22 protein-coding genes and 1 pseudogene are annotated in these 24,210 nt (G+C 72.9%); 7 read left to right on the top strand and 16 right to left on the bottom strand.

From position 1 onward, the window contains the following. Positions 1 to 243: 243 nt before the first annotated feature. The 9 genes from ACFYPH_RS28240 to ACFYPH_RS28200 all read right to left on the bottom strand — a co-directional run bounded on the left by ACFYPH_RS28240 (position 244) and on the right by ACFYPH_RS28200 (position 9,970). Positions 244 to 768, bottom strand: coding sequence for a dihydrofolate reductase family protein (locus ACFYPH_RS28240; protein WP_354854341.1), 525 nt, complete (start codon positions 766 to 768; stop codon positions 244 to 246). Between the two features lie 190 nt (positions 769 to 958). Then, a complete protein-coding gene (locus ACFYPH_RS28235; protein WP_387186011.1) occupies positions 959 to 2,218 on the bottom strand; it encodes an MFS transporter in 1,260 nt (419 codons plus the stop codon). 140 nt (positions 2,219 to 2,358) lie between these two features. Further along, positions 2,359 to 3,234, bottom strand: a complete 876-nt coding sequence (gene htpX / locus ACFYPH_RS28230; protein WP_354854345.1) for a zinc metalloprotease HtpX — start codon at positions 3,232 to 3,234, stop codon at positions 2,359 to 2,361. Between the two features lie 111 nt (positions 3,235 to 3,345). After that, positions 3,346 to 4,824, bottom strand: coding sequence for an NADH-quinone oxidoreductase subunit N (locus tag ACFYPH_RS28225; protein WP_387186008.1), 1,479 nt, complete (start codon positions 4,822 to 4,824; stop codon positions 3,346 to 3,348). Between the two features lie 40 nt (positions 4,825 to 4,864). Then, entirely contained in the window at positions 4,865 to 6,373 is a 1,509-nt protein-coding gene (locus ACFYPH_RS28220) for a NuoM family protein (RefSeq protein WP_387186005.1), read from the bottom strand. A 55-nt stretch (positions 6,374 to 6,428) separates the two neighbouring features. Further along, the gene (locus tag ACFYPH_RS28215; RefSeq protein ID WP_387186002.1) at positions 6,429 to 8,363 is read right to left on the bottom strand and encodes an NADH-quinone oxidoreductase subunit L; all 1,935 of its coding nucleotides are present in this window, start codon (positions 8,361 to 8,363) and stop codon (positions 6,429 to 6,431) included. Continuing rightward, positions 8,360 to 8,713, bottom strand: coding sequence for an NADH-quinone oxidoreductase subunit NuoK (gene nuoK / locus ACFYPH_RS28210; RefSeq protein WP_355067702.1), 354 nt, complete (start codon positions 8,711 to 8,713; stop codon positions 8,360 to 8,362). Before nuoK ends, ACFYPH_RS28215 begins: the two co-directional genes overlap by 4 nt. Further along, positions 8,710 to 9,258, bottom strand: coding sequence for an NADH-quinone oxidoreductase subunit J (locus ACFYPH_RS28205; RefSeq protein ID WP_363937671.1), 549 nt, complete (start codon positions 9,256 to 9,258; stop codon positions 8,710 to 8,712). The genes nuoK and ACFYPH_RS28205 overlap by 4 nt, the downstream gene beginning before the upstream one ends. 100 nt (positions 9,259 to 9,358) lie before the next feature. Continuing rightward, positions 9,359 to 9,970 carry an NADH-quinone oxidoreductase subunit I gene (locus ACFYPH_RS28200; protein ID WP_354854356.1) on the bottom strand — a complete coding sequence of 204 codons (612 nt, stop codon included), beginning with the start codon at positions 9,968 to 9,970 and terminating at the stop codon, positions 9,359 to 9,361. 95 nt (positions 9,971 to 10,065) lie between these two features. Between ACFYPH_RS28200 and ACFYPH_RS28195 the strand changes: the two genes are divergently transcribed. Next, positions 10,066 to 10,641 carry a Uma2 family endonuclease gene (locus ACFYPH_RS28195; protein WP_355067703.1) on the top strand — a complete coding sequence of 192 codons (576 nt, stop codon included), beginning with the start codon at positions 10,066 to 10,068 and terminating at the stop codon, positions 10,639 to 10,641. Here the strand turns inward: ACFYPH_RS28195 and ACFYPH_RS28190 are convergent. Next, positions 10,622 to 11,050, bottom strand: a complete 429-nt coding sequence (locus ACFYPH_RS28190) for an ester cyclase (RefSeq protein ID WP_355067705.1) — start codon at positions 11,048 to 11,050, stop codon at positions 10,622 to 10,624. The genes ACFYPH_RS28195 and ACFYPH_RS28190 overlap by 20 nt on opposite strands. A 265-nt stretch (positions 11,051 to 11,315) precedes the next feature. Here ACFYPH_RS28190 and ACFYPH_RS28185 point away from each other — a divergent pair, with 265 nt between their 5' ends. Further along, positions 11,316 to 12,332 (top strand): glutathione S-transferase family protein, encoded by a 1,017-nt coding sequence (locus ACFYPH_RS28185; protein WP_387185996.1) that lies wholly within the window; start codon positions 11,316 to 11,318, stop codon positions 12,330 to 12,332. Positions 12,333 to 12,367: 35 nt separating this feature from the next. Here ACFYPH_RS28185 and ACFYPH_RS28180 read toward each other — a convergent pair whose 3' ends face one another. Then, positions 12,368 to 13,330: a complex I subunit 1 family protein gene (locus ACFYPH_RS28180; protein WP_355135471.1), complete on the bottom strand. Its 963-nt coding sequence runs from the start codon at positions 13,328 to 13,330 to the stop codon at positions 12,368 to 12,370. A gap of 233 nt (positions 13,331 to 13,563) precedes the next feature. Beyond that, positions 13,564 to 14,190 (bottom strand): annotated as a pseudogene (locus tag ACFYPH_RS28175) (NADH-quinone oxidoreductase subunit C); the annotation flags it as partial. A 116-nt stretch (positions 14,191 to 14,306) separates the two neighbouring features. Between ACFYPH_RS28175 and ACFYPH_RS28170 the strand changes: the two are divergent. Beyond that, positions 14,307 to 15,353 (top strand): glucose 1-dehydrogenase, encoded by a 1,047-nt coding sequence (locus ACFYPH_RS28170; RefSeq protein ID WP_355067709.1) that lies wholly within the window; start codon positions 14,307 to 14,309, stop codon positions 15,351 to 15,353. A gap of 17 nt (positions 15,354 to 15,370) precedes the next feature. Here the strand turns inward: ACFYPH_RS28170 and ACFYPH_RS28165 are convergent, their stop codons facing one another. Together ACFYPH_RS28165 and ACFYPH_RS28160 are read right to left on the bottom strand one after the other, a co-directional pair. After that, positions 15,371 to 16,687 carry a DUF2252 domain-containing protein gene (locus tag ACFYPH_RS28165; protein WP_354854367.1) on the bottom strand — a complete coding sequence of 439 codons (1,317 nt, stop codon included), beginning with the start codon at positions 16,685 to 16,687 and terminating at the stop codon, positions 15,371 to 15,373. A 76-nt stretch (positions 16,688 to 16,763) separates the two neighbouring features. Next, positions 16,764 to 17,345, bottom strand: coding sequence for an NADH-quinone oxidoreductase subunit B family protein (locus ACFYPH_RS28160; protein WP_354854368.1), 582 nt, complete (start codon positions 17,343 to 17,345; stop codon positions 16,764 to 16,766). Between the two features lie 177 nt (positions 17,346 to 17,522). Here ACFYPH_RS28160 and ACFYPH_RS28155 point away from each other — a divergent pair, with 177 nt between their 5' ends. The 4 genes from ACFYPH_RS28155 to ACFYPH_RS28140 all read left to right on the top strand — a co-directional run bounded on the left by ACFYPH_RS28155 (position 17,523) and on the right by ACFYPH_RS28140 (position 21,202). Further along, complete coding sequence (locus tag ACFYPH_RS28155) at positions 17,523 to 18,059, top strand: SigE family RNA polymerase sigma factor (RefSeq protein WP_354854369.1); 537 nt, start codon at positions 17,523 to 17,525, stop codon at positions 18,057 to 18,059. Then, positions 18,052 to 19,257: a hypothetical protein gene (locus ACFYPH_RS28150; RefSeq protein WP_355067710.1), complete on the top strand. Its 1,206-nt coding sequence runs from the start codon at positions 18,052 to 18,054 to the stop codon at positions 19,255 to 19,257. Before ACFYPH_RS28155 ends, ACFYPH_RS28150 begins: the two co-directional genes overlap by 8 nt. A gap of 180 nt (positions 19,258 to 19,437) precedes the next feature. Continuing rightward, on the top strand, positions 19,438 to 20,001 hold the full coding sequence (locus ACFYPH_RS28145; RefSeq protein WP_354854373.1) for a SigE family RNA polymerase sigma factor: 564 nt from the start codon (positions 19,438 to 19,440) through the stop codon (positions 19,999 to 20,001). After that, a complete protein-coding gene (locus ACFYPH_RS28140; protein WP_354854375.1) occupies positions 19,994 to 21,202 on the top strand; it encodes a hypothetical protein in 1,209 nt (402 codons plus the stop codon). Before ACFYPH_RS28145 ends, ACFYPH_RS28140 begins: the two co-directional genes overlap by 8 nt. 46 nt (positions 21,203 to 21,248) lie before the next feature. On the opposite strand, the gene ACFYPH_RS28135 is transcribed toward ACFYPH_RS28140, so the two are convergent. Both ACFYPH_RS28135 and ACFYPH_RS28130 read right to left on the bottom strand, forming a co-directional pair. After that, positions 21,249 to 22,763, bottom strand: coding sequence for an aminotransferase class V-fold PLP-dependent enzyme (locus ACFYPH_RS28135; protein WP_355135473.1), 1,515 nt, complete (start codon positions 22,761 to 22,763; stop codon positions 21,249 to 21,251). Beyond that, a complete protein-coding gene (locus ACFYPH_RS28130) occupies positions 22,760 to 24,202 on the bottom strand; it encodes an MFS transporter (RefSeq protein ID WP_355135475.1) in 1,443 nt (480 codons plus the stop codon). The genes ACFYPH_RS28135 and ACFYPH_RS28130 overlap by 4 nt, the downstream gene beginning before the upstream one ends. Positions 24,203 to 24,210: the final 8 nt, after the last annotated feature.

Raw genomic sequence — 24,210 nt, 5'->3', positions numbered from 1 at the left:
ATCGGTGAACCGGTTCCCCGGCGGGTGATTCTGAGCAGCTGCTGACCTTCCTGATCACTCAGCCGCCGCACGCGTACAAGATCTGCCACCGCCACAGCCTGACCGCTGCGGCGCCGCCCGGCCGATAGGCCGGACGGCGTGTCACCCAACACCGTGAACGTTCGTGGTCACGGCACTAGCGGCACGAGCAGCCGGGCCGGCACCCGCAGGCGTGGAGTGCCGGCGCCACGGTTGCCGAGCGGTTCACCCCACGCTGTACCAGTGCGTGGTCTCGCCCGGGATGGGCGTCAGCCGAACCCGTGCGCCGCCCGGGTCGTCGAACATGCGCACCCCGTCTCCGAGCAGCACCGGAGCGAAGAAGATCAGGATCTCGTCGAGCAGGCCGGCCCGGACGCACTGCCGGGCGATGTCGGCGCCGAGGACGTTCACGTATGTGTCGCCGGCCGCCGCCTTGGCCTGCTCGACAGCGGTGTGCAGGTCGCCGACGAACGTGATGCCGTCCGGGGGCTCGGCCGGCGGCTGGTGGGTCAGCACGAACACCGGTCCGTGGTACCGGCCGCCGAACGCGCCCTCTTTCTCGGTCCCTCGGTTGGGGTCGTCGCCGCCGAAGGTGCGGTTGCCGGCCAGGATCGCGCCGACGTTGGCCAGGACGCGGTCCGCGGTCGGGTTGTCGATCGTGAGGTGTTCGGTCAGCCAGGACATGTCCCCGTCGGGGCCTGCGATGTAGCCGTCGAGCGACGCGGTCGCGGAGTAGAGCAGCTTGGCCATGGTTCCCCCCTCGTCGATGCCCATTCTGATGGACGCCGCACGGCGGCAGAAGCCATCGGGGGCACGTCCACTGAGATCGACTCGGGTTTCTGGATGTCGGGGCGTCCTCGTCAACGGGACACCGCGACTTGCAGGAACCCGAGTCGATCAAGGCGCGGGGCCTGGCCGGACCGAGCCGGCCGGTGAGGGATCAGACGGGGACGGGCTCTTCGGCGCGTACCGCCGAGGCTTCTGCCCGGGCGATGGGCCCGGCGGGCAGCGCGGCGACCGCGGCCCCGACGGCCACCGCCACCCCGGCGAAGACGAAGGCCCACGGCACGCCCCCGGCGTGATCCACGATCAGGCCGGCCACCGAGCCGCCGGCGGCGCTCGCCGCCACGGCCACCGTGACCACCCAGGTGTACGCCTCGTTCAGCATGCCGGCCGGGGCGATCCGGCCGACCAGGGTGTTCTCCAGGGTCAGCGCCGGCGCGATGGTGGCCCCACCGACGATCAGCGCCACGCCCAGCGCCAGTGGCGTGGGCATCACCGCGAACACCACGAAGGTGCCGGCCAGCGCGGCGAGCAGCAGGGCGAACTGGCGGGTCATGTTCGGTGCCGGCCGGCGCACTCCGAACCAGAAGCCGCCGATCGCGCTGCCGACTCCCCAGACCGCCAGCAGCAGCCCGGCCAGGCTCTCCGGATCGTCGGTGGTGGCGTTGCCGGCGTACGCCGGAACGATCACACCGGCGGCGCCGAAGGCGATGCCCAGCCCGGCTACGCAGACCAGCAGGGCCGGAAAGCCGCCGACCCGCAACGGGCCGAGCCCACGGGCGTGGTGTTCGCGCGGGTGCGGACGCCACCCGCGCATCACGCGACCGAGGGCGACGGCGGTGGTGCCCACCAGGGTGACGACCGCTGCCCCGATGAGCGCGGCGACCGCGTCGGCGACCAGCACGAAGCCGGCCACGAGCAGCGGGCCGAGCACGAACACGATCTCGAACAGTGAGGTCTCCGCGGCCAGGGCGGTGTTGCGCAGGGCGTACCGGCCGGAGGCGGGGCTGGTCAGCTCGTTCCAGGCGCCGCGGATGGCGGCGGTGAGCGGCGGGTACGTCGCACCGGCGACGCCGGCCGTCAGGTAGATGGCGGCGAGGGCGTCGTCGCCCGAACGGCTGGCCAGCAGCAGTCCGATGAGCGCCAGCGGGTGGGCCACGGCGGTGACGAGCAGCACCGGGCTCGGGCCGACCCGGTCGGCGATCCGCCCGGCCACCGGGCTGAGCGCGGCGCCGGCGACGGCGTAGATGCCGCCGGCAACGGCAGCCAGCGCGTACCGGCCGGTCACCTGCTCGACCACCAGCAGTAGCGCCAGCGGCGTCATGCCGATTCCGAGTCGCCCGATGATGCCGGTGACCAGCAGGATCGGCGCACCGGGGATCCGCCAGACACCCAGGTACTGACGCAGCGCGGCCACGTGAACCTCCGAGCATGTAATGAGCGTGAGCGGTTATGACCCTAACGCCGCCGGTCGGGCGGGCAGTACCGGATATCGGCCCCGACACAGCACTCCGCCCGCACCGGAGGCGAGCGGGTGCGGGCGGAGTGCAGGAAAGATCAGCGCTGGAACTGCACGGGCCCCGAGTTGGCGGCCATCCGCTCCAGCCGGGCGACCCGGTCCTCCATCTTGGGGTGGGTGGAGAAGAGCGCGGCCACCGCGCCACCGGAGAACGGGTTGGCGATCATCAGGTGGGCGGTGCTGGTGAGCGTGCCCTGGGCGGGCAGCGGGCGTTGCCGGGCCACGGCGTCGATCTTGCGCAGGGCGCTGGCCAGGGCCAGCGGGTCGCGACTCAGCTCGGCGCCCGACTGGTCGGCCTGGAACTCACGGCTGCGGCTGATCGCCAGCTGGATCACCGTGGCCGCGATCGGGCCGAGGATCAGGGTCAGCAGCAGGACTGCCGGGTTGGGCGAATCCTCGTCGTCCCCACCGCCCAGCGGGATGAACCAGGCGATGTTGGCCAGGAAGGTGATGATGCCGGCCAGACCGGCCGCCACGCTGGAGATCAGGATGTCCCGGTTGTAGACGTGGGACAGCTCGTGCCCGATCACACCCCGCAGCTCCCGGTAATCCAGGATCTCGGTGATGCCCTGGGTCACGCAGACCGCCGCGTGCTGCGGGTTACGCCCGGTGGCGAACGCGTTGGGCTGAGCGGTCGGGCTGACGTACAGGCGCGGCATGGGCTGCCGGGCTTCGGTCGCGAGTTCGCGCACCATCCGGTACAGCTCGGGGAACTGCGCCTCGCTGACCGGTTGCGCCCGCATCGAGCGCAGTGCGAGCTTGTCCGAGTAGAAGTAGGAAATGCCGTTCATGACCAGTGAGATGAGGACGGCGATGACCAGGCCGCCACTGCCGCCGAACCAGTAGCCCACCGCGAGGATCAGGGCGGTGAGCAGACCGAGCAGCGCGGCGGTCTTCAGACGGTTGTGGTGCACGATCTCTCCTTCGGTGCACGGATCGCCGGGATCCGCTGACCGGTTCAACAACCCGGTACCCGTCAACCATCCGTCTCAACGCTGAGAACTCACTGAGATTGGGGTCGCAGGTCAGCGGGCGGCCAGATCCAGCACCAGCTGCGGGGCGAAGCCCAGCACCACCGCGGCCACCGTGGCCACCGCCAGCACCGCCGCCACCACACCCCCCAGCGGTGCGGCCGGTGCCGCGGCACCCGGTGTCGCCGTCGGCACCCATAGCGCGGCCGTGACCCGCAGGTAGTACGCCAATCCGATCACCGCGTTCAGCGCCACCACCAGCGCCAGCCAGGCCGCGCCGCCGTCCAGCAGCGACCGGACCACCGTCACCTTCGCGAACAGCCCGGCCAGGCCCGGCGGCAGCCCGGCCAGACCCACAAGCGCGAGACCGAGCGCCGCGCCCCGCCACGGGTGCCGGCGGGCCGCCCCGCGCAGGTCGTCAAGCGTGCCGCCGTCCGCACCCACCGGGCGCAGCGCGGTCACCCCGGCGAACGCGGCCAGCTCCAACACCACGAAGAAGACGGCGTACGCCACCGCGGCGGCGTACGCGGCGGACCGCGCCTCGCCCGTGCGGCCGGCGGCCAGCGCCAACGCACCCAGCGGGGCCAGGATGTAGCCGGCCTGCGCCACCGAGGACCAGGCGAGCAGCCGGACGGTACGCCGCTGGCGCAGCGCCACCAGGTTGCCGACGGTCATCGTGAGCACCGCCAGCAGGGCGAGCACCGGGCCGGTCTGGTCCGCCGGCAGCGCCCGCTGCACCACGGCCAGCAACGCGACGAGGCCACCCAGCTTCGACGCCGTCGACAGGTAGGCGGCCACCGGCAGCGGAGCGCCGTCGTAGGTGGCCGGCGCCCAGGCGTGGAACGGCACCGCCGCCACCTTGAAGGCCAGCCCGAGCAGCAGCAGCGCCACGGCGGCGGTGGTCAGCGGCAGGTCGCGCAGCTCCGACCGCTCGGCCAGCAGGGCACCGAGCCGGTCCAGGTGCAGCGACCCGGTCACCGCGTACAGCAGCGCGGCGCCGAGCAGGGTGATCGTGGTGGCCACCACGCTCACGACGAAGAACGTCACCGCCGCCTCGGCGCTGGCCAGGCTGCCCCGGCGCAGGCCGACCAGCACGTACAGCGGCAGGGTCAGCGTCTCCAGGGCCACGATCAGGGTGATCAGGTCGCCGGCCGCGCCGAGCACCACACCGCCGGTCATCGAGCAGGCGAGCAGGAAGGCGTACTCCCCCACCGGTGACCGCCCGGCCCGCAGCGCCGGCACCGACAGCCCGAGCACACCCAGGGTGAGCAGCGCCACCACCGCGGCGACCAGGGCCGCCCGCCCGCCGAAGACCCAGGAGCAGTCGGCGCCGACGCAGAACGTCCGCCGCTCGCCGCCCGCACCGACCACGGCGGCGCCGACGGCGGTACCGAGCGCGCCGAGCGCGGCCACCGCGACCGTGACCCGAGGCCGCGCCAGGACAAGATCGATGATCAGCACGAGTACGGCGGTGCCGGCCGCCAGGTACGCCGGCAGCAACGCCACGCTGTCCACACTCTGCACGGCGCTCATTCGGGCCTGCCCTCGTTCGCATCCACCCGCTGTGCGGCGCTCATCGGGAGACCACCCCGATCAGGGCGTCGACGGGCGCCTCGGCGACGCCGAGGACCAGCGCCGGGACCAGGCCGATGGCCAGCGCGAGCAGCACCAGCGGCGCCCACGCGGTCAGCTCCGCGCCGGCCAGACCGAAGCCGACCCGGCCCACCGCGGGGCTCGGCCGGCCGTGGGTGACCTGGCGCAACAACCGCAGGAAGTACGCGGCCGTGAGCGCGCCACCGACCGCCGCCAGCACCCCGAGGGTGATCCACAGCGGGCCGCCCACCTGGATCGCCGCGACCACCGCGAACGCCTCCCCCCAGAAGCCGGCCAACCCGGGCAGGCCGAGCGACGCGATCGCCGCGAACGCCAGCAGACCCGCCAGCCGGGGCGCGGTCTCCCGCAGCCCGGACAGCTCGGCGAGCGCACCCGTGCCGGTACGGTCCTTCACGGCGCCCGCGAGGAAGAACAGCAGGCCGGTGATCACGCCGTGCGCGACGTTGCCGATCAGGGCCGCCTGGATGCCTGTGGCGGTCAGCGTGGCGACGCCCAGCAGGACGAAGCCCATGTGCCCCACGCTGGAGTACGCGATGAGCCGCTTCACCTCAGCCTGGGCCAGGCAGACAAGCGAACCGACCAGGATCGCGGCGACCGCCAGCACGCCGAGCACCGGCGCGGCCCAGCGGGCGCCCTCGGGCGCCACCCCCACCGCCACCCGGATCAGCCCGTACGTGCCCATCTTGAGCAGTACGCCCGCCAGCACGACGCTGCCCACCGTCGGGGCCTGCGTGTGCGCGTCGGGCAGCCAGGAGTGCAGCGGCCAGAGTGGACTCTTCACCGCGAACGCGAGCGCGAGCAACGTGAACGCGGCCAACTGGGTGCCCCGGGACAGCCCGCCCCCACCGGTCAGCGCGACCACGTCGGCGGTGCCCGCCGCGGCGACCACGACGTACACGCCGACCAGCAGCAGCACCGACCCGAAGAGGGTGTAGAGCGCGAACTTGCTGGCCGCCCGCCGCCGGTCCGCGCCACCCCAGCCGGCGATGATCGCGTACATCGGCAGCAGGACGACCTCGAAGAAGAGGAAGAACAGCACCAGGTCCAGGGCGAGGAACGTGCCGAGGATGCCCACCTCGACCACCAGCAGCAGGGCCACCAACGCCCGGCCGCTGCCGCCGCCGGGCACCCGCCACACCGTGTACGCGCAGCAGAGCAGGGTGAGCAGCGCGGTCAGCACCACCAGCGGCCAGGAGATGCCGTCGACGCCGAGGTGGAAGCGCAGATCCAGGCCGGGCACCCAGGGCAGGTCCACCTGGTGCCAGGGGCGCACCGCAGGCGTACCGGCCGACCAGGCGAACCACCCCCGCCCACCGAACACCAGCGGTACGGCGGCCAGCAGGGTCAGCGCCGCCGCGACCGTCCCGACGATCCGTGCGGCCCGGTCCCGTGGAGTCGCCGCCACCGCGACCGCGCCCACCGCCGGCACCACCAGCACGGCGACAAGCAGAACCTGCCCAAGCGTCATCGGATCGCCTCTGTTCGCGACTGCGGGGCTCGCAAACCCGGCTCACTCCTCGCACTCACCGGATCGCTCCCAGCATGGCGGCGGCCAGGCCGATCAGCAGGGCGCCGGCCAGCACACCAGCGGCGGCTCGGGGCAACGCCGCCCGGTGCAGCGCGGCGAGCCCGGCGCCCAGGCCGGAGGCAGCCCGGCCGCTGCCCTCGACGGCCCCGTCGACCACCACCTCGTCGCCGCTGCGCGCGAGGCGGGCCAGCGCCCGAACGGGGCGTACGACAAGGGCGTGCTGGACGTCGTCGAGCCGGAACGCGCGGGCGAAGACCGGCCGCAGCGGACCCAGCGCGGTCGCCGGGTCGGCGGCCCTGTCCCGCTGCCAGCGCACCCACACCAACCCCGCGCCGACCGCCAGCAGAGCCAGCGGCAGCAGCAGCGCCGGCCCGACGTGGACCAGGCCGTCCTCCGCACCGGCGACCGGCACGGTGGCGAACCGCAGCCGGTCGGCGAACACGCCCACGAACCCGGCCAGGCCGAGCAGCGCGGCCGGCACGGCCAACAGCAGTACCGGCCACCGCAGCACCGCCGGAGGATCGTGCGGCGTGACCAGCGGCAGCCGGGGCTCGCCGAAGAAGGCCCGCAGCAGCAGCCGGCCCGCGTACCAGGCGGTGATCGCCACACCGAGCAACCCGGCCAGCCAGACCAGCCAACCCACCCACGACGGCGCCGGCCCGGTGCCCTCCAGCGCGGCCGACTCGGCGACCGTCAACACGCCGTCCTTGCTCCAGAAGCCGGCCAGCGGCGGCACACCGGCGAGGGCCCCGAGGCCGATCACGGTGCACCAGAACGTCACCGGCATGCTGCGGCGCAGACCACCCATCTCCGACATCAGCGTGGTGCCCACGGCGTGGATCACCGCGCCGGCGGCGAGGAACAGCAGCGCCTTGAACGCGGCGTGGGTGAGCAGGTGGAACAGCGCCGCCGACGGTGAGCCGACGGCCAGCGCGCCGGTCATGTAACCGAGCTGCGACACGGTCGACCAGGCCAGCACCCGCTTGATGTCGTCCTGAGCGGTGGCGGCGAGCGCCCCGAGCAGCAGGGTGATCGCGCCGAGCACCCCGAGCACGGTCAACGTGACCGGAGCGGCCGTGAACAGCGGGTAGAGGCGGGTCACCGCGTACACCCCGGCGGCCACCATCGTCGCGGCGTGGATCAGCGCGGAGATCGGCGTCGGGCCGGCCATCGCGTCCGGCAGCCAGGTGTGCAGCGGGAACTGCGCGCTCTTGCCGGCCACCCCGGCCAGCAGCAACAGGCCGGCGGCGGTCAGCGTCACGCCGGAGTGGTCGTGCGCGAGCACGTCGGCGATCCGGAAGCTGCCCGTCGACACGCCGAGCAGCACGATGCCGAGCAGGAAGCCGACATCACCGACCCGGGTCACCAGGAACGCCTTCATCGCGGCGGCCGGTGCGCCCGCGAGCCGGCGGTCGTGGGCGATGAGCAGGTACGAGCAGAGGCCCATCACCTCCCAGCCGACCAGCAGCATGATCAGATCGCCGGAGACCACCACCAGCAGCATCGCACCGGTGAAGAGGCTGATCTGGGCGGCGTACGGCGGGTAGCGGTGGTCGACGTCGACGTCGTCGTGGGGGCCGCGCCGCAGATAGCCGATCGAGTAGACCTGCACGGCCAGGGCCACCGCGGTGACCGCGACGGCGACCAGCGCGGCGGCGCCGTCCAGGCGTACGCCGAGGGTCACCCTCAGCCCGCCGATGTCGACCCAGGTCGTCGACGTCTGGGTCGGACCGTCGACCGCCACCAGCAGGGCGACGGCCAACGCCAGCGCGCCGACCGCGCCGGCCACGCCGATCGTCACGGCGGCCGTCCGGGCCCGGTCACCCCCGGCCGCTCCGCCCGGGTGACGCGGGGCCGGCGGCAGCAGCAGACCGAGCAGGCCGGCGACCAGCGGTACGGCGGGCAGCACCGCCCCGAGCAGCCCGGTCACCGACCCGCCTCCGCGTTCTGGCCGACGGCCCGCGCGGGCACCGGCGGCTCGGTCAACGCCACGTCATCAACCGCCACGGTGGCCCGCAGGCGATAGAGCTGAAGGACGATCGCCAGCCCCACCCCGATCTCCGCGGCGGCGAGCACGATGACGAACAGCGCGAAGACCTGACCGGAGTGCGGCAGCGCCGCGCGGACGGTGGTGTCCGCTGTGACGAGGACGAGGTTCACCGCGTTGAGCATCAACTCGACCGCCATCAGCACCAGCACGGCGTTGCGTCGGCGCAGCACGCCGTACACGCCGAGGCCGAACAGCAACGCGGCGGTGACGTACGGGATGACGGGCCTCACCGGCGCCCCCCGGAGGCCATGCTCCTCGCCGGCGCCTCGGCGTCGTCGCGCCGGCCGATGTCGGGCCGGGACAGCACCACCGCGCCCACCAGGGCGGACAGCAGCAGGACGGAGAGCACCTCGAACGGCAGCACCCAGGACCGGAAGATCTGCTCGCCCAGCCGCTCGGCCGTGCCCGCGCCGGGCATCGTGACGGTGCTCCAGCGGTACGCGTCGACCAGCAGGACGCTCAGCCCCAGGCCGGCGCCGCCGCCGATCAGCGCGGCGGGCCAGCCGGGCCGGTCCAGATCGTCGGAGGCCCCGATCGGGGCCCGCGTCAGCATCACCGCGAACAACAGCAGCACCACCACCGCGCCCACATAGATCAGCACCTGCACCCAGGCGACCAGCTCGGCGCCGAGCACCAGATAGTCGCCGGCCAACGCGCCCAGGCAGACCACCAGGTAGAGCCCGGCCCGGACCAGGTGCTTCGTGGTCACCACCAGCACGCCGGCGCCCACCGCGACCGCGCCCAGGGCGAGCAGCAGCAGATCCGCGCCGGTCACCGGGCCGCCCTTCCGCCGGGTCGGGCCGCGCCTGGCCGCGTCACAACGCGGCCCGTCACGACGTGTGCCGTCAGGACCTGTGCCGTCACGACGCGGGCGGTCACGACGCGGGACCCGGGTCGGCGTCGGGACGTACCGCCGGTGGGACCGAACGCGCGGCCTTGCGGGCCGCCGCGGTCTCCTCCTTGGCCGGCTCGCCGTTCGGGTCGTGCGCCGGCGGCGGTGGAACCGTGGCCATCCACTGACCGAGGTGGTCCTTGTCGTGCAGCAGGTCCTTGATGTCGTACTCGGCGTACTCGAACTCCGGAGACCAGTAGAGCGCGTCGAACGGGCAGACCTCGATGCAGATGCCGCAGTACATGCAGAGCGAGAAGTCGATGTCGAACTTGTCCAGCACGTTGCGCTGGCGGGGGCGGGCGGCGCCGGGCACCGCCACCTCCTCCTTGTGGGAGTCGATGTAGATGCACCAGTCCGGGCACTCGCGGGCGCAGAGCATGCAGACCGTGCAGTTCTCCTCCGACAGCGCGATCACTCCGCGCGAGCGCGGCGGCAGCTCGGGGGCGACGTCCGGGTACTGCTGCGTGGTCGAGCGGCTGGTCATCGTCTTGAGGGTGACCGCCAGCCCCTTGACCAGGCCCGCGCCGGGCAGGCCGCGCTCGGTGGCGCCGCCCGCCGGGTCGCCGTGCTCGCTGGGGTCGGTCATGTGGACCATCCTGCCCTGTGGCCCCGGCGCGCGCGACCACCACCCACAGGTCCACGGCGGTACGGTCGTCGCGGGGCGAACGACGCACCGGAAAGGACCCGCTCATGACCGCCGCGCTGCAGAGCGACTACCCGCCCGAGAGCGGATGGACGACTGACGATCTGGATGCGCTGCCCGAGGACGGCCGCCGCCGGGAACTGCTCGATGGAATGCTGCTGATGTCCCCCTCCCCCACCCGCACCCACCAGACCATCGCCGGCAGACTGATGGCCGCGCTCGACGAGGACTGCCCCGACGGCTACGACGTGACGCAGGCGGTCGAGGTGCGGATCAACCGCACCCGATCGTTCATCCCCGACGTGCTGATCACCACGGCCGCCGCGGCGGCGCGCGAGCCGTCGAGGTACGAGCCGCACGAGGTGGTCGTCGCCATCGAGATCGTCTCGCCGAACACCCGCTCGATCGACCGGGTGCTGAAGCCGGCGCTGTACGCCCAGGCCGACATCCCCTTCTACTGGCGGATCGAGACCGAGGGTGGCGGGTTGGAGGTCGTGACCTACCGGATCGACGCCGTGAACGAGGTCTACACCGAGACCGGGCGGTGGACGAAGTTCGTCGACACCGGCGAGCCCTTCCCGATCAACCTGTCGATCAGCCGGATCACGCCCCGGGTCCGCTGACGACGGTCGGCGGGAGCATCTCGACGCCGAGCTGTTGGAGGAGCTGGAACAGTTCGTTGCAGCTCCACACCTCGACGATCCGGCCGGCCGTGTCGAAGCGCAGGAACGTCGCCCCGGAGTAGCTGACCACCTGGCCGGTCGGCGGCACCGGCCCGAACTGCCCCAGCTGGGTGCCGGCCGCCCGCCAGTGCACAGCCACCCGCTCACCGGCGGCGACCACGTCGACGATCTTGTAACGCAGGTCCGGGAAGGCCGCTCGGCGCTCGCGGTGCCAGGCCAGCGTCGCCTCCGGCCCGGTGCCGCCCAGCCCGGGGCACTCCTCGGCGATCAACTCGTGGGCCGACTCCTCCCGGCGGGCGTTCCACACGTCGGCGATGAAGCGCCGGGCCGCCACCTCCACATCCGTCATGCCGGCAGGGTAGCCGGCCAGCTACCGGTGAGCGGGGGCCACAGGTGTTTGGCTCGCCCTTTGCTCTGCTTCAACGGACGCAACACTCTCGGCCATCGAATGTTGCCGTGAGTGAAGCAGAGCAAAGGGCGTGGGGGTGGTGGGGCCGTCCGCGGGCGAAGCTCGGCGTCTGGCCCGCAGGCCAGGTTCGCCGCGCCGCCCCGGCCCGCCGCGAATCGGCGAAGATGGGGTGGAGACGGCAACCGGACCGGGAGGTAGGAGCGACGTGGCGGAGACAGGCGGGAAGTACGTCGAGCCGGGTGGCGAGTTCACCCGGGACCAGCGGTACATCGCCACCCGGATCACCGCGGACGGGCGGGACGGCTACCCGGTCGAGCCGGGCCGGTACCGGCTGGTGGTCAGCCGAGCCTGCCCGTGGGCCAACCGCCTGATCATCGTGCGACGGCTGCTCGGCCTGGAGGACGCCATCTCGATGGCGGTGGCCGGCCCGACCCACGACGCCCGGAGCTGGACCTTCGACCTCGACCCGGGTGGGCGGGACCCGGTGCTCGGCATCGAGCGCCTCCAGGAGGCGTTCTTTGCGCGCTTCCCCGACTACGAGCGCGGCATCACCGTGCCAGCGATGGTCGACGTGCCGACCGGGCAGGTGGTGACCAACGACTACGCGCAGATGAGCCTGGACCTGTCCACCGAGTGGAGGGCGTACCACCGAGAGGGCGCACCCCAGCTCTACCCCGAGCACCTGCGGGAGCAGATCGACGAGGTCAACAGTGTGGTGTTCCGCGACGTCAACAACGGCGTCTACCGGTGCGGCTTCGCGGGCAGCCAGGAGGCGTACGACAAGGCGTACCACCGCCTGTTCGACCGGCTGGACTGGTTGACCGAGCGGCTGACCGACCAGCGGTACCTGGTGGGCGACACCATCACCGAGGCCGACGTGCGGCTGTTCACCACGCTGGTCCGCTTCGACCCGGTCTACCACGGCCACTTCAAGTGCAACCGGCAGAAGCTGAGCGAGATGCCGGTGCTGTGGGCGTACGCCCGGGACCTGTTCCAGACCCCCGGGTTCGGCGACACCATCGACTTCGACCACATCAAGCGGCACTACTACCAGGTGCACCGCGACATCAACCCGACCGGAATCGTGCCGCTCGGCCCCGACCTGTCCAACTGGGTCACCCCGCACGGCCGGGAAGCTCTGGGTGGCCGCCCCTTCGGCGACGGCACCCCACCCCCGCCCCCGGCCGAGCCCGTAGACCCGGCCCACACCCCGCTGCGCTGACCCACACCCTTCCGGCGGGGCGGGAGGGGGCGGGGTTAGAGGGCGACGCGGACTGCTGCGGTGAGGACCAACTGCGCCAGGGAGGCGGGCACCAGGACCAGCCAGCAGAGGCGTTGGAGCTGGTCCTCGCGCAGCCGGGGGTAGGACACCCGCAGCCAGATGATCACGAAGGCCACGGCGAAGACCTTGAGCAGTGTCCACAGCCAGCCCAGGTGCTCGTCGGCGAACGGGCCCTGCCAGCCACCGAGGAACAGCACCGTGGTCAGCGCGGCGATCACCACGATGCCGACGTACTCGGCGAGCAGGAAGAACGCGAACCGCAGCCCCGTGTACTCGGTCATGTACCCGAAGACCAGCTCCGAGTCGGCCACCGGCATGTCGAATGGCGGCCGGCGGATCTCGGCCAGCCCGGCGACGAAGAAGATGATCATCGCGGGCGCCTGCCAGAGCAGCCACCACGGCTGCCACGCCTCGACGATGCCGGACAGGCTGAGCGTGCCGGCCGCCATCGCCACCGAGGCGGCGGCCAGCACCAACGGCAGCTCGTAGCCGAGCAACTGGGCGGCCCCGCGCAGCCCACCGAGCAGGCTGTACTTGTTGGCCGACGCCCACGCCGACATGAGCACCGCCACCACCCCGACGCCGACCACGGCCAGCACGAAGAACAGGCCGATGTCCAACGGTTGCCCGACCAGGTCGTTCGGGCCGAGCGGAATGACCAGCAGCACCAGCAGGTACGGCACCAGGGCCACCGCGGGCGCCAGCCGGAACACCGCCCGGTCCGCCTCGCGCGGGGTGATGTCCTCCTTCTGCACGAACTTGACGCCGTCCGCCACGAGTTGCGCCCAACCGTGGAAGCCACCCGCGTACATCGGGCCGAGGCGGCCCTGCATGTGCGCCATCACCTTGTGCTCGGCCTGGCCGACGAGCAGTGGCAGGGTGAGGAACGCGACGAGCACGCCGCCCACCCGGAGCACCAGCTCCACCCAGAGCGGCATCAGGCCGTACCCCCGTCGTGGTCGGTCCGGTCGTCGCGGCCCGGCGGGTCCGCGACCGCCTCGCCGCCCGACGCGGCCGGACCCGCGCCGGACACCGGCTGATCGGCCGAGCCTGCGCCGGGCGCGGGCTGGGCGGCCGGTGCCGGGTCGTCGGCGGGGCCGGCGGCCCGGGGAGTACGCGCCGGACGGGTCCCCGGCGCCGGCCGTGCGGGTCGCTCGCCAGCTGGTCGGGCCGGGGTGCCGCCGCGTGGACCCTCCCCCACGCCACCCGCGCCGGCCGGAGTCGGCGTCGTTCCCCACTCGCCCGGAGCGGGCACGCCCGGCGGGCGGATCGGTCGACGGCCACCGCCGGCCTCCGACTCGCCCGGCTCCTTCGCGCCCGGCCAGGGCTTCGCCACGCGGGAGGCGAGCACGAACTCCTTGCGCAGCGGGTGGCCCTCGAACTCCGGGGGCAGCAGCAGCGGTCGCAGCTCCCCGTGGCCGTCGAAGTCGATGCCGAACATCTCGTGGGTCTCCCGCTCGTGCCAGGCGGCACCCGGGTAGACGTCGACCACCGAGGCCACCGAGGGCGCGTCGCGGGGCACCCGCGTGCGTAGCAGCACGCCGTGTCGCAACCGCGTCGACCAGAGGTGCGCCACCACGTCGAAGCCCTCGGCCAACTCATCGACGGCGGAGAGCCAGTCGAAGAAGTCGCAGGCCAGCTCGCTGTCGTCGCGGGCCGCGCGGACGGCGGCCGACCAACTCGTCGGGGGTACGTCGACGGTGGCCCGGGCGAACCGCTGCCCGCCGGAGACCGACGGGGTCGCCTCGACCGGCGCGAGCAGCGCGACCAGCCGAGCGCCGACCTCTTCCTCAGTCATGCCGCTGATCCTAGGGCGTCGGCCGGGTGCCGACCCGGCCCGCGGTCCACGACCGATCCCCGGTGATCTGCCCGCTTTACTGGGCAGCGGGCCAGTCGGCGGGGAAAGATGAGGGCGTGCGCGCTGTCACTGTGAAACCCGGGGTCGCCAACTCGCTGAGCCTCGCCGAGGATCAGCCGGAGCCGGCGCCCGAGGAAGGCGCGGTCCTGGTCGAGGCACTGGCCGTGGGAATCTGCGGCACCGACCACGAGATCATCGCCGGGGAGTACGGCGAGGCGCCGCCGGGCGCGGACCGCCTGGTCATCGGGCACGAGTCGCTGGGCCGGGTGCTGGAGGACCCGAGCGGCGCCCTGCAACCCGGCGACCTGGTGGCCGGCATCGTCCGGCATCCCGACCCGGTGCCCTGTCCCAACTGCGCGGTCGGCGAGTGGGACATGTGCCGCAACGGTCAGTTCACCGAGCACGGCATCAAGGCGCTACCCGGGTTCGCCCGGGACCGCTGGCGGATCGAGCCCCAGTTCGCGGTCAAGCTGGATCCGGCGCTGGCCCAGGTCGGCGTGCTGTTGGAGCCGACCAGCGTGGTGGCCAAGGCGTGGGACCACATCGAGCGGATCGGCCACCGGGCCGAGTGGCAGCCGCACACGGTCCTGGTGACCGGCGCCGGGCCGATCGGGCTGCTGGCCGCGCTGCTCGGCACCCAGCGCGGGCTCACCGTCCACGTTTTGGACCGGGCCACCGACGGCCCCAAGCCGGAACTGGTCGCCGGGCTCGGCGCCACCTACCACGCGGTGCCGGTCAACGACCTGCCCTTCGAGCCGGACGTGGTGATCGAGTGCACCGGCGCGCCCACGGTCGTCCTCGACGTCATGTGCAAGGCGGCGCCGACCGGCATCGTCTGCCTGGCGGGGGTGTCCAGCGGCGGCCGGAGCATCGACTTCGACGCCGGGGCGCTCAACCGGGCGCTGGTGCTGGAGAACAACGTGGTGTTCGGCTCGGTGAACGCCAACCGGCGACACTGGACCATGGCCGCGCAGGCACTCACCCGCGCCGACCAGGTCTGGCTCTCCTCACTGATCACCCGACGGGTCCCGGTGAACAGGTACGCCGACGCGTACACCTCCGGGCCGGACGACATCAAGGTGGTGCTGGAGTTCGCCTCCTGACCGGCGGCCCGGCGACGTCAGATGCCGGGTAGCCGGCCGTTGCGGAACAGGTCCACGAAGAGCTGGTGATCCTGACGGGCACGCACCCCGTACGCGTGCGCGAAGTCCACCAGGTGGGTGACGAAGCCCGACTCGTCGGTGTCCACGGCGGCGACGATCGCCTCCTCGGTGGAGTAGTCCACCAGGTCGTGACTGGACTCGTCGTCGGCGACCGAGTGCATCCGGGCCACCGCCCGGCCAAGGTCGGCAAGCACCCCGGTCAGCTCGTCCGGCTCGTTGACGTCGGACCAGTCCAGGTCGGCCGCGTACGGGGAGACCTCGGCGACGAGCTGACCGGCGCCGTCCAGCTCGGTGAAGCCCAGCCACGGGTCGGCGTGCGCCTGCAACGCCCGCTGCGACTCGGCGGTCCGGTGACCCTGGTGCTGGAAGTAGCCGCGTACCGAGTCGTCGGTCGAGTAGCGGGCCACCGCCGGGACCTGCGCCTGCTTCATGTAGATCACGACGTCGTTCTCCAGCGCCTGCGTGTGCCCCTCCAGCAGCAGGTTGTACGACGGCAGGCCGGCCGAACCGATGCCGACTCCCTTGCGCAGCACCACGTCCTTGATCCGCGTCGCCACCGGGCGCAGCCGGGCCGAGGCGGTCGGCAGAGTCCCCAGGTACTCCTCGAAGGCGGCGAGAACCCGGTCCCGGGTCTTCCCGTCGACCTCGAAGACCCCGTCTCCGATGGAGAACCGCCGCTCGTAGTTGTCGACGGTGGTCTGCTCGGCGAGCAGGTCGACCCGCGTGTTGAGGCGGGCCTGCTGGAGCACCCGACGCAGCACCCCGTCGGCGTTCTCCAGGGTGATCGAGCCGATGGCGTCGTCTCCGCCGGCGGCGATCGCCCGCAGCTCGGTCAGGTAGGAGCGGGCGAAGCCGGCCACCAGTTCACCGATCACCGTGTCGGAGAGGGCCTTGCTGTAGCCGAGCAGCGCCACGCTGGCCGCGAGCCGGCGCAGGTCCCAGGTGAACGGCCCGACGTACGCCTCGTCGAAGTCGTTGACGTTGAACACCAACTGCCCGGAGGCGTTCATGTAGGTGCCGAAGTTCTCCGCGTGCAGGTCGCCGTGGATCCACACCCGGCCGGTCCGCTCGTCGAGGAAACGGTCGTCGGCGAAGTCGCCACGCTGGTCGGCGTAGAACAGCGCGGCGCTGCCCCGGTAGAAGGCGAACGGCGACGCGGCCATCTTGCGGAACTTGCGGCGGAAGGCCGCCGGGTCGATTGCCATCGACGCGCCGAACTCCTCGGTGAGCACGTCGATGATGTGGGCGGACCGCTGGTCCACGGAATTGCTCATGAGCGCAGGTTAACCGGGCCCGACCAGCCCCCACGTCGAGCAATCGAGCGGTCCCCTCCGCACGGCGGGCCGTTCGTCAGTGTGCGGCGGGTGGGCGGACCGGCGGGGCGGTGAGGGAGTCGACGGAGCGCGGGGCGGCGGCCTCGCGGGGCGGGGCGTCCAGCGGCGCGGCGAGCAGATCCCGCTGCGGCACTCCGCCGATGCCGGACTGTTCGGCGGCGATCTTCTCCTGCAGGCGCAGGATGCCGTGCAGCAGCGCCTCTGGGCGCGGCGGGCAGCCGGGCACGTAGACGTCGACGGGGATGAGCTGGTCGACGCCCTTGGTCACCGAGTACGAGTCCCAGTAGGGGCCGCCGCAGTTGGAGCACGCGCCGAACGAGATGACGTACTTCGGCTCGGGCATCTGGTCGTAGAGCCGCTTGATGGCCGGGGCCATCTTGTCGGTCACGGTGCCGGAGACCACCATGAGATCGGCCTGCCGGGGGCCGTGGGCGAACGGAATCACACCCAGCCGGATGAAGTCGTGCCGACCCATGCTGGTGGCGATGAACTCGATCGCGCAGCAGGCCAGGCCGAAGTTGAACACCCAGAGCGAGTAGCGGCGCCCCCAGTTCAGCACGAACCGGATCGGCTCACCGAGCACTGCCGGTAGCTGCACGGACGTCCCCTCTCCTCATCCCACAGTGAATCACAGCCGCTTGTCACGGACCGGACAGGCAACCCCACCGGTTCGACCGCAACCGGCGGGCGCGGCCGAGTGTGTGACCGGTGCTGGCGAACACGCCGCCTGCGCCCACCACGGGGAGGACGAGTGCTTGTGACGAGAGAAGTACGGGTGGGCGGACCGCCCCCCGACCCGCCGGGAAGCCCCATCCCCGCGACTGCCGAACTGGCCTTCGACGACTTCTACCACGCCCACTTCCGATCGCTGGTGGTGCAGCTCACGGCGTACACCGGTGATCGTGGGCAGGCGCAGGACCTGGTTCAGGAGGCCTTCTGCCGGGCGTACACCCACTGGGGCCGGCTCGCCCGGTACGACGATCCGCTGGCCTGGGTGCGCCGGGTCGCCTGGAACCTCGGCCACAACCGCTGGCGACGGTTGCGGACCGCGCAGGCCTGGCTGCTGCGGCAACGCGAGACACACGTCGCCGAGCCGAGCCCGGACCGGGTCGCCCTCGACACCGCGCTGGCCAAGCTGCCGCCGAAGCAGCGACGGGCTGTCGTGCTGCACTACCTCGCCGACCTGACGGTCGCCGAGATCGCCGCCCAGGAACGGGTCGCCGAGGGGACCGTCAAGTCCTGGCTGCACCGGGGACGGGCGGCCCTCGCGACGCACCTGCGCGACACCAACGAGGAGGTGCGAGATGTCTGAGCAGGAGATCCTCGGCCTCGCCGACGAGTTCACCCACTACCGCCGTACCGTGCTGGCGGAGGTCGAGGTGCCCGGGCCCGCCGCCGTGCGGCGGACGGCAACCGGGCGCGGCCGTCGCCGGCTGGCCACCACCACCGCGACGGTGCTCGCGCTGTTCGGCGGGGCCGCCGTCGGGTACGCGGCGATGAGCGGCCCGGATCGCGAGCCGGGCCCGGTCGACCCCACGCCGACCATCTCCGCGTCGCCCACGCCGAGCGGCACGGCGAGCCCGACCCCCGGCCCGTCCGTCACGAGCGGCAGCCCGACCTCCACCGCCCCGAGCGGGAAGATCAGCCGGGCCCAACTGCTCGGCGCGGCGGTGACCCTGCCCGCGTGGCGAGCCGGGCGGGGATGCCCCACGTCGGGCGTCCGGCTCAGCGGTGACGACCGTGAGGGCGTCAACTGGCTGCTGGCGCTCGACCAGGGGGACGTCGACGGGGACGGCACGGTGGAGGCGGTGGCGCTGGTGCAGTGCGTGCTCGGCTCCGGCGGACCCATGCAGGTGGTCGCCTTCGACCGCGACCAGCAGGGCAAGATCGTCACACTGGGCCGGGTGGTCACGACGAGCATCGACAAGCCGCAGTGGTTGTTCGCCCTCGACGTGGTGGACGACGGCACCGTGCGGGTGCAGGTCGGCGACATCGCGCCCGGTGGTGGCTGGCCCGGTGAGTGGTCACAGCGACAGTGGCGGGGCTACCGCTTCAAGGGCGGGTCCTTCGCGCAGGTCTCCGGGCCGACGAGCTTCGGGCCGAACCCGCACGACGTCAACCTCGTGGTCAGCGCCACGAACCTCGTGCTGGCCGACGCGCCGGACGGCTCCCGGACCGGCACGATCACCGTACGCATCCGCAACGGGGGCGGCGGACCCGCCGCCTACGTGGCCCTGCGGCTCGGCCTACCGGCGGCGGTCCGCCCTGACGGGGACGGCTGGGCGGCCTGCCGCAACGACCCGGAGAAGACCCGGGATCCGCTGACCTGCGACCTGAACCAGCTCGGGGCCGGCAAGGAGGTCCGGCTCACGCTGGGCTTCCGGGTCGCCGCCGGCACCACGGTCGGCACGGGGAAGGCCGACGTGGACGGCCGCCCGATGGACGCGAGCTTCGACTTCGTGCAGGAGGTCTACGACCCGGACAACACGGTGGTGATCACCTACCGTTGAGCCGACCCGACCGGGACGGGACACGGCCGCGCTCACCGAGCGCGGCCGTGTCGGCGTGCCAACCGTCGCGTCCCTCGTGCCGACTGTCAGATTCGCGGCCGTTCGGGCCGCAACCTCGTACGCCGCACTGAAGTGTTACCGGCGCCAGGGCACCGGCCCCGGCGCCAACGGGGAGGGGCAGTGACAGCAACGATGGGAGCCCGCGCCAACGAACCACCGGCGGCGTTGACGGCCGCAGGGCTGAACGCGGCGGCGATCACCTTCGACGACTTCTACCACGCGCACTTCCGGAGCGTGACCGCCCAACTGTGCGCGTACACGGGGGATCTGGGCCACGCTCAGGATCTGGCCCAAGAGGCGTTCTGCCGGGCGCTGGCGCGCTGGGACCGCCTGGTCCGGTACGACGATCCGGTGGCCTGGGTTCGCCGGGTCGCCTGGAACCTGGCCCGCAGCCGCTGGCGTCGGCTGCGCACGGCCCGCAACCACCTTCTGCGCCAGCGGCGCACCGAGGCCGAGGTGGACGGCCCGACACCGGACCGGGTGGCCATCGACGCGGCGCTCGCGCAACTGCCCGCCAACCACCGGCGGGCCGTCATCCTGCACTACCTGGCCGACCTGTCGGTCAATCAGATCGCTCTTCAGGAAGGGGTGGCCGAGGGCACCGTCAAGTCCTGGCTGCACCGCGGCCGGGCCGCCCTTGCCGGACTGCTGGACGAGAACACCGAGGGGGTGTCCGATGTCTGATCTCGAACCGCGACTGCGCGAGCGGTTCACCGCGTACCGCACCGATGTCACCACCCGGGTCGTCGGTCCCGGTCCCGACCAGGCCCGACGCACCCTGCGTCGGCGCCGGCAGACGAGGGTGGTGGCCGTCGCCGCGGCGGCGGTCGTCCTAGTGCTGGCACCGGTCGTCGCCAACGCCGCGCTGAAAGGCGACCGCACGCCGCCGGTCCCGGCCGAGTCCGTCGACCCGACGTCCCCGCCGACGACGGCACCGCCGCCGCCCACACCGTCGGTCAGCCAATCGCCGAATTCCACACCCACGGCCGACCCCGACGCCCCGGACGGCCGGATCAGCCGGACGCAGCTGCTCGCTGCCCGCCTGGACCTGCCGGCCTGGCCGCCGATCGTGCCGTCGACCTGCACCACGTCGAAGGTGCGGCTGGTGACAAGCTCCATCAACAACTACATTCCGCTGCTCACCGACCTGAAGGTGAGCCACGCCGACCTGGACGGGGACGGCGCCGAGGAGACTGTCGCCGCCATCTCCTGCCGGTACGGCGAGGCGTCGGCGAAGCAGGTAGTCGCCTTCGACCGGGACGACAGTGGGCGGATCGTGACGCTCGGCAGAGTCGTGCGGACCACCGACGGTGTCGAGGACATTCGCGGCCTGGAGGTCACCGCGGCCGGTGCGGTCCAGGTGCGGGTGGCCGACCTGCAACCCTGCTGCGACACCCCGTCCTACTGGCCGCAGGAACAGCTGCGCACCTACCGGTTCACGGGGGGCCGGTTCACCCAGACCGACGGTCCCACGAAGTTCGGCAAGGATCCGCGGCTCACCGACCTGCGGCTGAGCATGACTCACACGCTTGTCGACGCCCCGGGTGGCCGCAAGCTGACCACCGTCTTCACCGTGAGGAACGCGGGACCGGTCGATGCGGCACAGGTCGAGCTGCGCGGCTTCAACCTGGGTGAGCCGACGGGTGGCGACTGGTCCCGGTGCGACCCGAAGGTGGCGGCAGCAGACGACAACGACTCGTGCCTGCTGCCGGGGGTGCCGGCCGGTGAGTCGCGGCGCTACACCTTCGTGCACCTGATGCCCGACCGTTCGGGCGCCGACGCGATGACACGGGCCTTCCATGTCACGCACTTCGACGCTCAGGACCGACGGTGGCGCGATCTCAACGACAAGGACAACCGTGTGGAACTGCCCGGCGTGCTCTGAGCGGGACGTCCGCTGCCCCACCCCGATCGGGGTGGGGCACCGGCGTTCAGTCGTCCGAACCCCAGGTGGGGCGTTGCAGCAGACCGACGAACTCGACCAGCAGGCGTTCGCGCAGCGCCGGCGGGGCGGCGTCGAGCAGCGTGTTCACCAGCGCCATCCGGTCCGGCAGAGGCCCCGCCGCACCTGTGTCGGCCCCGCCACCCAGGCCGAGCCCGGCGGCCAGGCCGACCACCACCTCCGGGGTCAGCGCCTCGGGGGTGAGGGCGCCAACCAGGGACGCCAACTCGGCGGGCAGCCGCACCGGGCCGGCCGCGTGGGCCGCCGCCACCGCGGCGGCGAGATCCGGGCCGAACTCCGCCACCCGGGGCGCGACCGAGGCGGTCACCGTGAGGTGCACGCTGGCCGGCAGACCGGCGTACGACAGCTGGGGCTGGGTGTGCCAGCCACGCGCGGTCAGCTCGTCCACCAGGACGAACAGGTCGGGTCCATCCTCGGTGGCGGTGAAGCAGACCACTGTCGACTCCGGCTCGGCCAGCAGCCGCAGACCGTCGACGGCGCGGACCGCGTCGGCCAGGCCGGCGACCGCGTCCCGGGTCACGGCGGCCAGTCGCAGGTAGCCGGCGTCGCCGAGGTGCCGCAGGGTGGCGTACGCGGCGGCGATCGGCCCGCCCGAGCGGGTGGACGCGATCACCGGATTGATCATGGTGTAGCCCGGCCAGTCCGCGTACGCGAAGTACTGCGGGGCGCGTCCCGCGGCGTCGCGGTGCAGCAGCACCGACACGCCCTTCGGCGCGTACGCGTACTTGTGCAGGTCGACCGAGATGGAGGCGACCCCGGGCACCGTGAAGTCGAACGCCGGCACCGGCTCGCCGAGACGACGCAGGTACGGCAGGGTCCAGCCGCCGAAGCAGGCGTCGACGTGACAGCGCACCCCGGCGTCGGCGGCCACGGCGGCGATCTCGGCCACCGGGTCCACCACCCCGTGCGCGTACGAGGGCGCGGAGCAGGCGACAAGCACCGTCTCCGGGCGGATCGCGGCGGCCATCGCGGCCGGGTCGGGGCGCAGAGTGTCCACCGAGACCGGCACCACGTCCAGCGCCACCCGCAGGTAGTGCGCCGCCTTGGCGAACGCGGCGTGGGCGCTCGCCGGCACCACGATCCGGGGTGCGGTGATCTCCGGGTGGGCGTCCCGGGCCGCCTTGACGGCGAGGATCAGCGATTCGGTGCCGCCGCTGGTGACGCTGCCGACCACGTCGGGTGCGGTCGTGCCCGGCCCGCCGCCGAGCACCCGGCCGGCAGCGCCGACGAGCGCGTTCTCCATGGCCAGCAGGGACGGGAACGCGGTCGGGTCGAGCCCGTTGACGTGCGCGCTCTCCCGGTGCGCGGCGGCGGCGAGGTCGTCGAGCCCTGGCACCGCCGGGTCGTACACGTACGCGAACAGCCGCCCGCCGTGGGTGGGCCGGTCGCCCGCGCGCAGCCGTCGAACCTCCGCCAGCGCGACGTCCGCGGCCACCCCGTCGCGGGACAGCGCCCCCGCCCCGACCGTGTTCTCGTCGATCATGGAATCGTCGTGCCCTTCTCGATGCGGCCCACCGCCGTGGTGTGCTGGCCCCGCGTGGAGGCCAGGACGGCGGGGGTCAGGGTGTAGCGGCGCAGGAGCAGGATCGGCGGGCCCAGCAACAGGGCCGGGATGATCGTGAAGCCGAGGAGAACGCCCAGTCGCGCCGTGTCGGACTGGGCGGCAGCCGTGCCGGTGTCGGAGGAGACGTAGCCGGAGAGCTGGAGCACCAGCCCGTACACGCCCGGGCCGAGGGCCAGGCCGAGGGTCTCCCCGGCGGTCCACAGGCCGGTGAAGACGCCCGCCTGCCGGCGGCCGGTCCGCGCCGTGTCGTACGCGATGCAGTCCGGGAGCATGGCCAGCGCGAACACCTGCTGCCCGGCGTACCCGACGCCGATGACCGCGACCACCAGGTAGACGACGACCAGGGGCAGCAGCGGGGCGGCGACCAGGGCGAGCGCCCCGGCGGCGAGGATCAGCCCGGCGGCGACCAGGGCCGACCGCTTGCCCAACCGGGCGCCGACGCGGGACCAGAGCGGCATCACCAGCAGCGCCGGCCCGACGAAGCAGGCGAAGAGGAGGGTCGGCCCACTCTGCTCGTCGCGCAGGATCTGCCCGGCGAAGTAGTTGACCCCGGCGAGGATGGTCGCCACGCCGGCGGACTGCACCACGAAGCAGACCAGCAGCGCCCGGAACGGCCGGTTGGCGGCCGCCACGGCGAGCTGGGCGCGCAGTGTCGGCTCGCTGGCGCCTACCACGCCACCGGGCGCGGACCGGGTGCCGAGGAACGCGCCGAGGGCGCCGACGACTATGAGCGCCGCCACGAACAGGCCCATCCAGCGGTGCCCGGGCACGCCGTCGCCGCCGACCCTCACGACCAGCGGGGCCACCGCGCCGGAGACCAGGATGGTCAGCGCCAGCACGGCGATCCGCCAGGTCATCAGCCGCGTGCGCTCGGCGTAGTCGTCGGTCATCTCGGCGGGCATCGCCACGTACGGCACCTGGAAGAAGGCGAACGCGGTGGCCGTGGCGAGGAAGGCGAGCGCCACGTACGCCGCGGCGGCCGGCCCGTTGCCGAACGGCGCGGCGAAGATGGCCGCGAAGAGCACGGCGAGCGCGAGACCGGCGACGAGCAGGTACGGCCGGCGTGCGCCCCAGCGCGACCGGGTGCGGTCGGAAATCCGCCCGGCGACCGGGTTGACCAGCACGTCCCATGCCTTGGGCAGCAGGACCAGCAGGGCGGCGAGCCCGGCGGCCACGCCGAGCGTGTCGGTCAGGTACGGCAGCAGCAGCAGACCGGGCACCGTGCCGAACGCGCCGGTGGCCAGCGAGCCGAGCGCGTACCCGGCGTGTACCGGGCGGGGCAGCCGACCGGCGGCGGGCAGGCTGGCCGCATCCGGGCCGACGGCGGGCAGGCCGGCGGCGCCCGGCGGCTGGTTCATGGGGCCGA

It is taken from the genome of Micromonospora sp. NPDC005252, from assembly GCF_042872475.1.
Taxonomy (GTDB): domain Bacteria; phylum Actinomycetota; class Actinomycetes; order Mycobacteriales; family Micromonosporaceae; genus Micromonospora.
The sequence above is the reverse complement of the archived record's forward strand: the minus strand, read 5'-3'. Positions and strand labels throughout refer to the sequence as shown.